Consider the following 9,646-nt stretch of genomic DNA (forward strand, 5'->3'; position numbering starts at 1 on the left):
CTCCGTGTCCAAAAAGCCCATGGACATAACAGAATTAGCCCTGAAAGCGAGGGAATGCGGAGCGGCCTGCGTAGACAGCGCCCTCGCCGAGCTCCTGCTCGATGCGCAGCAGCTGGTTGTACTTAGCAACGCGCTCGGAACGAGCCGGTGCACCAGTCTTGATCTGGCCACAGTTCAGTGCCACTGCAAGGTCAGCGATGGTGGTGTCCTCGGTCTCACCGGAGCGGTGAGACATCATGGTGCGGTAGCCGTTGCGGTGAGCCAACTCGACAGCGTCGAAGGTCTCAGTCAGGGTACCGATCTGGTTAACCTTCACGAGCAAAGCGTTAGCAGCCTTCTTCTCGATGCCCTCAGCCAGACGGGCTGGGTTGGTGACGAAGAAGTCGTCGCCAACGATCTGGACCTTGTCACCAATGGTTGCGGTGAGCTTGGTGTAGCCCTCCCAGTCATCCTCCTGCAACGGATCCTCGATGGAGACGATTGGGTACTCGTTGATGAGCTCCTCGTAAACCTTGGCCATCTCCTCAGCGGTGTGCTCGCCGCCCTCGAAGTGGTACTTGCCGTCCTTGAAGAACTCAGAGGAAGCAACGTCGAGTGCCAGGGCAATGTCCTTGCCTGGCTCGAAGCCAGCTTTCTTGATTGCCTCAACGATAAGGTCCAGAGCAGCCTTGGTGGACTCAGCTTCTGGTGCGAAGCCGCCCTCGTCACCGAGACCGGTGGACAGTCCCTTTTCCTTAATGACGGACTTCAGGGAGTGGTAAACCTCAGCGCCCATGCGCAGTGCTTCTGCGAAGGACTCAGCACCGATTGGAGCAATCATGAACTCCTGAACGTCAACGCCAGAGTCAGCGTGTGCGCCACCGTTAACAATGTTCATCATTGGAACTGGAAGAACGTGGGCGTTCGGGCCGCCGATATAACGGTACAGCGGTAGGGCTGCGGACTCAGCAGCAGCCTTAGCAGCAGCGATGGAAACACCCAGGATGGCGTTTGCGCCGAGGCGAGACTTGTTCTCGGTGCCGTCGAGGGCAATGAGGGCCTGGTCGATGAGGCGCTGGTCGTCGGCCTCGAAGCCAGCAATCTCGTCAGCGATCTCTTCGTTGACGTTCTCAACAGCCTTGAGAACGCCCTTGCCCAGGTAGCGCTCGCCACCGTCACGAAGCTCGTGTGCCTCGTGAACACCTGTGGAAGCACCAGACGGGACGCCGGCTACGCCGTGTGCACCGTCATCAAGGAAAACCTCTGCCTCGACGGTCGGGTTACCGCGGGAATCAAGAATCTCTCGAGCAAATACGTGGATGATGTCAGCCATGCTGCTTTCACTCCTATTGAGCCAAATTGGTTTAGATATGTGCTTTGGGTTTCTTGCCCCAAATCACCTGCCGCCAATTGTTCCAGAAAACTTCGGAACGTGTCGGACAGAAAGTCACATAGTGAGCTAAAACGTGATTTTTTCTACGAAGCAGCGGGCTGCGGAATCGAATAAGCATTGGCTGCAGCAGCCACGCGTCGCAGGTAGTCCTCCGACTGGTTGTAATTAAGTACGCCTGCACGCCAATCTTCAGGAACCGACAAATTTCTTCCACCAAAGCATAAGAGTGCCGCCGCACCGAGTGCTGCATCGTCGATTTGGTTGGGATCGGCTACACCATCCCCGTTTGCGTCACGGCCGACATGTTCCCACGAGGAAGGGATGAATTGGAGCGGGCCAACTGCGCGATCAAACTCGGCATCGCCATCAAAATGCCCACCATCGGTATCCGGCGTATGGGCCGTCCCATTCGTTCCATCCAACGCAATGCCAATAATCGGCGGATCGGGATAGCCATTCTCATCCAACTTCGACGGACGGAACCAGTTTCCGTTGTATGTGCCGTGGCGGGTCTCCACCCATCCCAGCCCCGCAAGGGTCGTCCAGTGAAGATTGCATTCTGGCCATGCGTCACGAGCAATAAGCTCTGCATTTCCATAGGCCCGCAACGCTTGACCGGAGATACCGGTTTCAGCTTCCAGTTGGGAGGACCAATACGTTAGTTTGTCGGCTGTACGCCCCTCAGCGTGCACGTCGATATCGGGAACCGCCATTCCCGCCAACGGTGGCATGGCATCTGGCACGGGTTGCAGCTGTTTCAAGGTCGCTGGCTTGCCCAATGCGGAGAGAACCCAGCCCACAAGGGAAACGATAACGACCACAGCGAGGACTGCGGCTAGGCCGCAGCCCCCGAGTTTCCGCAGCCGCTTAGTCATGGGTAGCAATCTTAACGGGCAACACATCCCTGCCCCACCTGACACTTCGACAGAGAGCATCCTCCCAGAAGAAATCCAGCAAACTAGCAAAAATTATGTCGTTATATTCACACCCGTAACATTTTGCGCTACAGTAACCCTGTTAAGTCTGGACTTTTTGACCTAACCCTCCTCTTACTCAACCCCGCATTTCCCCTCCCGAAGGAGTCACATGAACATCCGCCGAATCGCCGCCGCAGCCCTGGCCACCATCGCCCTTGGCGCCGCCACTCCGGCTGCTGCACAGGCCCAGAACCTGCTGGGCGACATCAACAGCCTCGCAGCGCAGCTCATCTCCGGAGCCGACTGCGGCACCGTCCGCACCGCCCTGACACTAATTGATCAGAACACCCCGGGCGTTTTGCTCGATGAAAACACCACCCGCAATCAACTCGCACACAACCTGCAGAATCTCGGTGGCGAGCGGAAGGCTCAGATCTCCCCGCTGACTATCGCAGCCATCAAGTACTCCGGCCTGACCGCCGACCGCGCACTGGCTTGCGGCATCGTCAAGCAGGACACCCTGCTCACCGGCGGCACCGGCCTGTCATCCCAGATTTCGGACTACCTGCCAATGCTCTCCTCCACCCTGAACCTGCCGAAGCTTTAAGACTCCGATTCCAAATTCCCGGAGTCTAAACCCAAGGCTTGCGACTTCTCGCGGGCCTTTCCTTCTGCCCACAGGAGCTCTTGCTTTTCGACGTCGACTAGCTCGCGGGTTCCATCAAAAAGATACGGTGCGCGCGAGCGAAGTTTGGTCACGAAGGAAGCCGCGACGTCGTCAAGCGTAAACGCGCCTCGCCGCGAGGCGAGCTCGGCATGGAAGAGAACTTGCAGGAGGACGTCGCCAAGCTCCTTGCACAATTCTTCATCCCCCGCGCGTTCCCGGACCGCCTCCGCAAACTCTTGAGATTCTTCCGCCAAGTACGGCAAAAGGCTTTCATGAGTCTGCGCCCGCTCCCATTGCCCTATCCGCACCGCTTGCATCATCGCTTCGCGGGCTTGGAGCATCGGATCCTGGCGCGAGGGCGCCTCAATCAGTTTTTCGCCTGCCGCCAGGCGCGCTTCTACCTCTTCGTCGTGCGCGTCGGTAGAAACGAGCAGCCCGAGCCCGGTTGGATCCTCTCCCGAAAGGAGATCGCTGAAGTTCCATCGCACACGCACTGGAACTTCACCCGTAAATGAAACTGGACCCAAGAGCAAGCCCTGGGCCTCCATCGGAATCATCGTGGGCCAGCGTTCATCGAGCAGCAGAACAGTCATGGCCACAAAGTATAGGGCAGTTTAGTAATCAGGTTTTAAATGCTGACTTCGCTCCGTGGCTTTTGCGGGGTATTTTAGTCGAATGACCTCCACTACTTCCTCCCCGGCGAACGCCGAGTCATCGCGCAATCACACGGTGACTCTGTGGACTCTCGTCGCCTTGATTATCGGCTCCACCGTGGGCAGTGGAATATTCTCGCTCCCTCAAAACATCGCCTCGGTTGCAGGTCCCGGCGCAATGCTCATCGGTTGGCTCATCGCCGGCGTGGGCATGCTCTCTGTCGCGTTCGTGTTCCAGTACTTGGCGCACCGCAAGCCGCACCTCGACTCCGGCGTGTACTCCTACGCCCGCGCGGGCCTAGGTGATTTCATCGGCTTTACCGCAGGCTGGGGCTACTGGATTGGCTCCGTAATCGCACAGGTGGGGTATGCCACACTCTTCTTTAACACCGTGGGCCACTATGTGCCGCTTTTCGACGCCGATCATCGCTGGGCCTCCGCCATCGCAGTGTCGGTAATGTCTTGGGCCATTTTTGCAGTTTTGGCGCGCGGCATTAAGCAGGCCGCTGTGATGAGCATGGTGACCTCGATTGCCAAGATAGTGCCGATTCTGGCCTTCATGGTCTTCATTGCTTTCCTCGGCTTTAGCTGGGATAAGTTCACCTTTGATTTCTGGGGCGAGGACTCCGGCTCAACCGTCTTTGAGCAGATTCAGGGCATCATGCTCTATACCGTGTGGGTATTCATCGGTGTGGAGGGCGCCTCCGTCTACTCCAAGCAGGCCCGCTCCCGCAACGACGTCGGCCGTGCCACCGTCATCGGTTTCTTCTCCGTGCTGGCGCTTTTGGTTTCAGTCTCCACATTGTCATTCGGCGTGCTCTCCCAAGCTGAACTGGCAGCATTGCCGGATAACTCCATGGCTTCCGTATTAGAGGCTGTCGTCGGCCCATGGGGCGCGGCTTTTATCTCCATCGGCCTCTGCCTTTCTGTGCTGGGCGCTTACGTGTCTTGGCAGATGCTGTGTGCTGAGCCCATCGTAATGATGGCTATCGACGGCCTGCTGCCTCGCAAGATCGGCACCATCAACGTGGCCGGCGCCCCATGGGTAGCGCAGCTTATCTCCACCTCTGTTATTCAGGTCTTCATCATCGTGTTCTTCCTGAATGAGACCTCATATAACGCCATGGTGCAGCTGGCCACCATCATGTACCTGCTGCCTTATATCTTCACCTCGCTCTACCTGCTTTTACTGGGTATCCGCGGCAAGGGCCTTTCACACCCGCACGCAGGTGTGAAGTTCGATCTTTCGGGCCCGGAAATCTCGAAGCGGGAAAACCGCCGTCATATCGTCATCGGCGCCATCGCATTCGTTTACTCGCTGTGGCTTATCTACGCCGCCGACCTGGTTTATGTCTTGCTCGGTGTGCTCGCCGTTATTCCAGGTCTTATCCCTTACGTGGGAACGCGCCTGTATAAGAAGGAGCGCGTCTTCAACGCATTTGAATGGTGCGTCGTGGCCATCGTCTTCATCGGCGCGATCGCTGCGATTTGGGGTCTGAGCACCGGCAGTCTGGCACTCTAAGCTTCTTAACTCCTAAAAGGGGTAGCCACACGACGTGTGAGTTGCCTCTTTTCTTTTTGCGCCAAATCACGCCAAATAAATTTCAAGTTAGCCTTACCTTGGTTAGATAATTCAAGTGGCGGAACACCGTCCCTTCGTCACTGCCCTGAAAGAAATTGCTGCTTTTTGCTAACTTGCTCATCGGCCTGCGCGAAGGTCTTGAAGCAGCCATGGTCGTTATGATCCTCGCCGCCTACCTAGCCAAGTCCGGCCGTAAGGACCATATGCGGTGGGTGTGGGTCGGCGTCGCCAGTGGCGTTGGTCACCTACATGCTGCTGTGGATGCGCGGTGCTTCGAAGAACATGAAGGCAGAACTCGAGGGAAAGCTGGAGGCGGCCATCGCAGTGGGCGCGGGTTCCGTCTTCGTCCTGGCATTCATGGCCGCGGTCCGCGAGGGCATCGAGACAGCGCTGCTGGTGTTCGATACCTTTGCCTACGGCTCCACCATGACGCCGGCGCTCGGCCTTTCCCTAGGCATCCTCATCGCCGTAGCCGTAGCCGTAGCGATGTACTACGGCGCAGTGCGCATCAACCTCGGCACCTTCTTTAAAGTCACCGGCATCTTGCTGGTCGTCGTGGCTGCGGGCATCCTGCGCTATGGCATCACGGACTTGCAGGAAGCTGGCCTGCTGCCGGGCCTGCACACACTCGCCTTCGACATCTCTAACGTCATTGCGCCTGGCACTGCACTTGCGACCTTGCTCGAAGGAATCTTCAACCTCGTGCCGGCGCCGACCTTGCTGTCCATGATCGCATGGGCGGTCTATCTCGTCGTCGCCATGTATCTCTTCCTCCGCCCTGCCCCAGCGCCAAAGCCAGCTAAGCAGCAGCAAGCAGACACGCAAAGCATGGCGCACTAACACTTTTCTATCTCATCGCCTCACAATTTTTTAAACCAAGGAGAACAAACCCAATGAAGCGCATTCTCGCTGCCGTCGCCGGCACCGCTGCCCTACTGAGCCTTTCCGCGTGTGCGGACAAGGTCGACGAGGCAGAGTCCACCAACTTCACCGTCACCGCCTCCGACGAGTCCTGTGAGGTCTCCGGAGCCGAGGCCACCACTGGTACCTCCTCGTTCGACGTGACGAACAACAGCAAGAAGACCACTGAGTTTTACGTCTACACCTCTGGCGGCCGCGTGGTTGGTGAGGTCGAGAACATCGGCTCGGGTGCTACCCGCAAGCTGGTTGTGCAGATCACCGATCCGGGCGAGTACACCCTGACCTGTAAGCCAGGCATGGTGGGCGACGGCATTTCCCAGAAGCTCAACGTCACCGGCGAGGCAGTTGCCGCCACCGAGGATGAGGTTCTGACCCAGGCTGTTGACGGTTACATCTCCTACGTCCGCTCCCAAACCAATAACTTGTAGGGCCAGGTAGACGAGTTCGTTGCCGCCATCGAGCCCGTGGCGGAGTCCTTCCCAGATGACCTCGACCCGCGCATCGACCTGCGCGAGGCCGACATCGAAGAGGGCGACACCTGGACCGGCTTCCACAAGATTGAGAAGGATCTGTGGGTGAACAGGAAGATCACCGACGAGACCAAGAAGGATGCCGCCCAGCTCAAGAAGGACATCGCTGAGCTTGTCGACGGCGTCGCAGCCGACGATTACACTCTGACTCCGGTTCAGATTGCCTCCGGCGCCCAGGGCCTGTTGGACGAGATTGCAACCTCGAAGATCACCGGTGAAGAAGACATCTTCTCCCACACCGACCTCTATGACTTCCAGGCCAACCTGGACGGCTCGAAAGCAGCCATCGCCTCCCTGGAGAAGGCTCTCAATGAGCGCGATCCACAGCTGCTGACCGACATCAATGAGCGCTTCGAGAAGGTGCAGACTCTGCTGGACAAGTACAAGGAGCTTTCCGACGCCCTCGATGTCCTGACTGAGAAGGTCTCCACCGTCCAGGAAGTTGTGGCTAAATAATGTCATTCGCATTCAGCCGCCGCGCATTTCTGACGGGCGCATCCGCTTTGGGCGCCACCACGCTTGTGGCTGGTTGCGCGACTAATTCTGCCGGTACCACTTCTGGCGACGCTGCCATCAAGTTCGACGGCGAGCACCAGGCGGGCATCACCACGGCCCAGCAGGACCGCATGCACTTCGCGGCTTTTAACGTGGTGACTAAGGAGCGCTCTGAGTTGGAGGAGCTGCTCAAGAAGTGGACCGCTATGGCGCGCCGCATGACCCGCGGCGAGACCACAGTGGATGAGACGATTGAGGACGTCGGCCAGCACTCGGTGCCGAAGGACACCGGCGAGGCCTATGACTTGGAGCCTGCGAACCTCACGATCACCATTAGGTTTGGGCCTTCGCTTTTCAACGATCGCTTTGGCCTGGGGTCGGCGCGTCCGAAAGAGCTCAAAGACTTGCCGAAGTTCTCCGGCGACATCGCCATCCAGGCGTGCTCTGACAACCCGCAGGTGGCTATCCACGCCATCCGCAACCTGGCGCGCGCTGGCAGCGGAGTCGTGGAATACAAGTGGTCCCAGCTAGGATTCGGCCACGCCACTGCCACCACGCGCGGCCAGCAAACGCCACGCAACCTCTTTGGATTCAAAGACGGTACGAACAACATCAAGGCTGAAGATCAGGACATCGTCAACGAACACGTGTGGGTTTCTGGGACCGACTCGTGGTTTGACGGCGGTACTTTCGCCGCATCCGCATGCTCCTGGAAAACTGGGACCGCCAGGTACTTGCCGACCAAGAGGAGACCTTTGGACGCTCCAAGGGCAACGGCGCTCCCCTGGGCCGCAGCGACGAATTCGACGAGCTGCCATTGGACGAATACCACGGCACTTCTGGCCCGGTGATTCCGCTGACGGCACACTCGCACTTAGCGAGCCATCAGGAAAACCAGGGCGCGCGCATGCTGCGCCGCGCGTACAACTTCACGGATGGAACCGACGACTTCGGACACCTCGATGCGGGCCTATTCTTCGTGTCCATCGTGAACTCGCCTGAGCAACGCTTCATCCCGATCCAGTCCAAGCTGGCAAAGTCGGACAAGATGAACGAATACGTGCGCTACGAGTCCTCTTCCATCTTCGCCTGCCCTCCGGGCACCACCGGCGAAGACGACTGGTGGGGCCGCACGCTGTTCGAGGCCACGGCCTAGATGCGTCCGCGCCGCGTTCGTGCGGCGCGGACTCCGCCCTAATAGCGAATGACGCGGCGGCCTTCGATGCCGCCCTTGATAAGCCCCTCGAAGACCTCGTTGACCTCGTTGAGCTTGACTTCCTCGACCGTCGGCTTAATCATGCCGCGGGCGTAGAAGTCGAGCGCCTCCTCGAGATCCTGGCGTGTACCCACGAGCGAGCCGCGGATGATGAGGCCCTTGAATACGATGTCGAAGATGGGCGCGGGGAACTCTCCCGGCGGCAGGCCGTTGAAGACGATGGTGCCGCCCTTGCGCGCCATGCCGATGGCCTGGCCGAACGCCTGCGGGTGGACGGCCGTAACGAGCACGCCGTGGGCGCCGCCCTTGGTGTACTCAGTAACGGCCTCGGCCGGGTCCGCTTCCTTGGCGTTGACGGTGTACTCGGCGCCGTGCTTCTTCGCCAGCGCTAGCTTCTCTTCTGAGATATCCACCGCGATGACGCGCATGCCCATGGCGACGGCGTATTGCACCGCGATGTGGCCCAGTCCACCGATGCCGGAGATGACCATGAACTGGCCCGGGCGCGTCTCTGAGACCTTGAGCCCCTTGTAAACCGTGACGCCAGCGCAGAGAATCGGCGCGACCTCGATCGGGTCCGAGCCTTCCGGAATGCGTGCGCAGTAGCGGGTGTCCACGAGCATGTACTCGCCAAACGAGCCGTCCACGGTGTAGCCGCCATATTCCGCCTCGTCACACAGCGTTTCCCAGCCGGTGCGGCACTTCTCGCACACACCACACGCGGACCACAGCCAGACGTTGCCCACGATATCGCCTACCTCGACGGTGTGCTCGCCTGGTCCCAGCTTGACCACTTCGCCCACACCCTCGTGCCCCGGGATGAAGGGTGGCTCCGGCTTAACCGGCCAGTCGCCTTCCGCGGCGTGGACGTCCGTGTGGCAGATGCCCGACGCAAGGTTACGCACGAGCGCTTGGTTGCGCCCCGGTTCCGGAAGATCCGCCTCACGGATATTCAGAGTAGGTCCGAATTCTTCGACGACAGCGGCGGTGAATGTATCACTCATTATGTACTCCTTTACTACGGGTCGATGACGTCACCCAGACTAGAAATCTCGCCCGCGCGCGTGAACCGCTCTACCCCGCTGCAAATTCCGCAAATCTGTGAATTAACACGAATCCGACGCGATGAGTGATATAGAGCATTCAGTCTGCAAAGATTGCATTTTTACCCCCGACCTGCATAAATGAATACCTATTTCATTAACCGCGGTCGTTTCCCCATACCGCGCGAAGGCATGCCGAATCGCCCCGGCCGCGGCCGGGGTTTCGTTTGTGGGGGTTAGTCCACGGTGC

The 9,646-nt window shown here is 58.9% G+C and carries 6 protein-coding genes and 3 pseudogenes; 5 read left to right on the top strand and 4 right to left on the bottom strand.

Annotated features, from left to right (window positions below; genetic code table 11):
• Positions 1-34: 34 nt before the first annotated feature.
• Both eno and HMPREF3153_RS00280 read right to left on the bottom strand, forming a co-directional pair.
• Positions 35-1,312 (bottom strand): phosphopyruvate hydratase, encoded by a 1,278-nt coding sequence (eno, locus tag HMPREF3153_RS00275; protein WP_005529983.1) that lies wholly within the window; start codon positions 1,310-1,312, stop codon positions 35-37.
• Positions 1,313-1,455: 143 nt separating this feature from the next.
• A complete protein-coding gene (locus HMPREF3153_RS00280; protein WP_046645433.1) occupies positions 1,456-2,247 on the bottom strand; it encodes a lysozyme family protein in 792 nt (263 codons plus the stop codon).
• A gap of 211 nt (positions 2,248-2,458) precedes the next feature.
• On the opposite strand from HMPREF3153_RS00280, the gene HMPREF3153_RS00285 reads away from it, so the two are divergent.
• A complete protein-coding gene (locus tag HMPREF3153_RS00285; protein WP_049146929.1) occupies positions 2,459-2,896 on the top strand; it encodes a hypothetical protein in 438 nt (145 codons plus the stop codon).
• On the opposite strand, the gene HMPREF3153_RS00290 is transcribed toward HMPREF3153_RS00285, so the two are convergent.
• Positions 2,893-3,549 (bottom strand): MazG nucleotide pyrophosphohydrolase domain-containing protein, encoded by a 657-nt coding sequence (locus HMPREF3153_RS00290; RefSeq protein WP_046645431.1) that lies wholly within the window; start codon positions 3,547-3,549, stop codon positions 2,893-2,895. The genes HMPREF3153_RS00285 and HMPREF3153_RS00290 overlap by 4 nt on opposite strands.
• A gap of 82 nt (positions 3,550-3,631) precedes the next feature.
• Between HMPREF3153_RS00290 and HMPREF3153_RS00295 the strand changes: the two genes are divergently transcribed.
• From HMPREF3153_RS00295 to HMPREF3153_RS00310, 4 genes and pseudogenes are all read left to right on the top strand, one after another.
• On the top strand, positions 3,632-5,131 hold the full coding sequence (locus tag HMPREF3153_RS00295) for an amino acid permease (RefSeq protein WP_070419713.1): 1,500 nt from the start codon (positions 3,632-3,634) through the stop codon (positions 5,129-5,131).
• A gap of 218 nt (positions 5,132-5,349) precedes the next feature.
• Positions 5,350-6,031 (top strand): annotated as a pseudogene (locus HMPREF3153_RS00300) (FTR1 family protein).
• Between the two features lie 53 nt (positions 6,032-6,084).
• Positions 6,085-7,098: pseudogene (locus tag HMPREF3153_RS00305) on the top strand (imelysin family protein).
• A 170-nt stretch (positions 7,099-7,268) separates the two neighbouring features.
• Positions 7,269-8,293: pseudogene (locus HMPREF3153_RS00310) on the top strand (Dyp-type peroxidase).
• Between the two features lie 38 nt (positions 8,294-8,331).
• Here the strand turns inward: HMPREF3153_RS00310 and HMPREF3153_RS00315 are convergent.
• Positions 8,332-9,357 (bottom strand): zinc-dependent alcohol dehydrogenase, encoded by a 1,026-nt coding sequence (locus tag HMPREF3153_RS00315; RefSeq protein WP_070419714.1) that lies wholly within the window; start codon positions 9,355-9,357, stop codon positions 8,332-8,334.
• Positions 9,358-9,646 lie beyond the last annotated feature (289 nt).

The organism is Corynebacterium sp. HMSC06C06 (assembly GCF_001807295.1).
Classification (GTDB): Bacteria; Actinomycetota; Actinomycetes; order Mycobacteriales; family Mycobacteriaceae; genus Corynebacterium; species Corynebacterium striatum.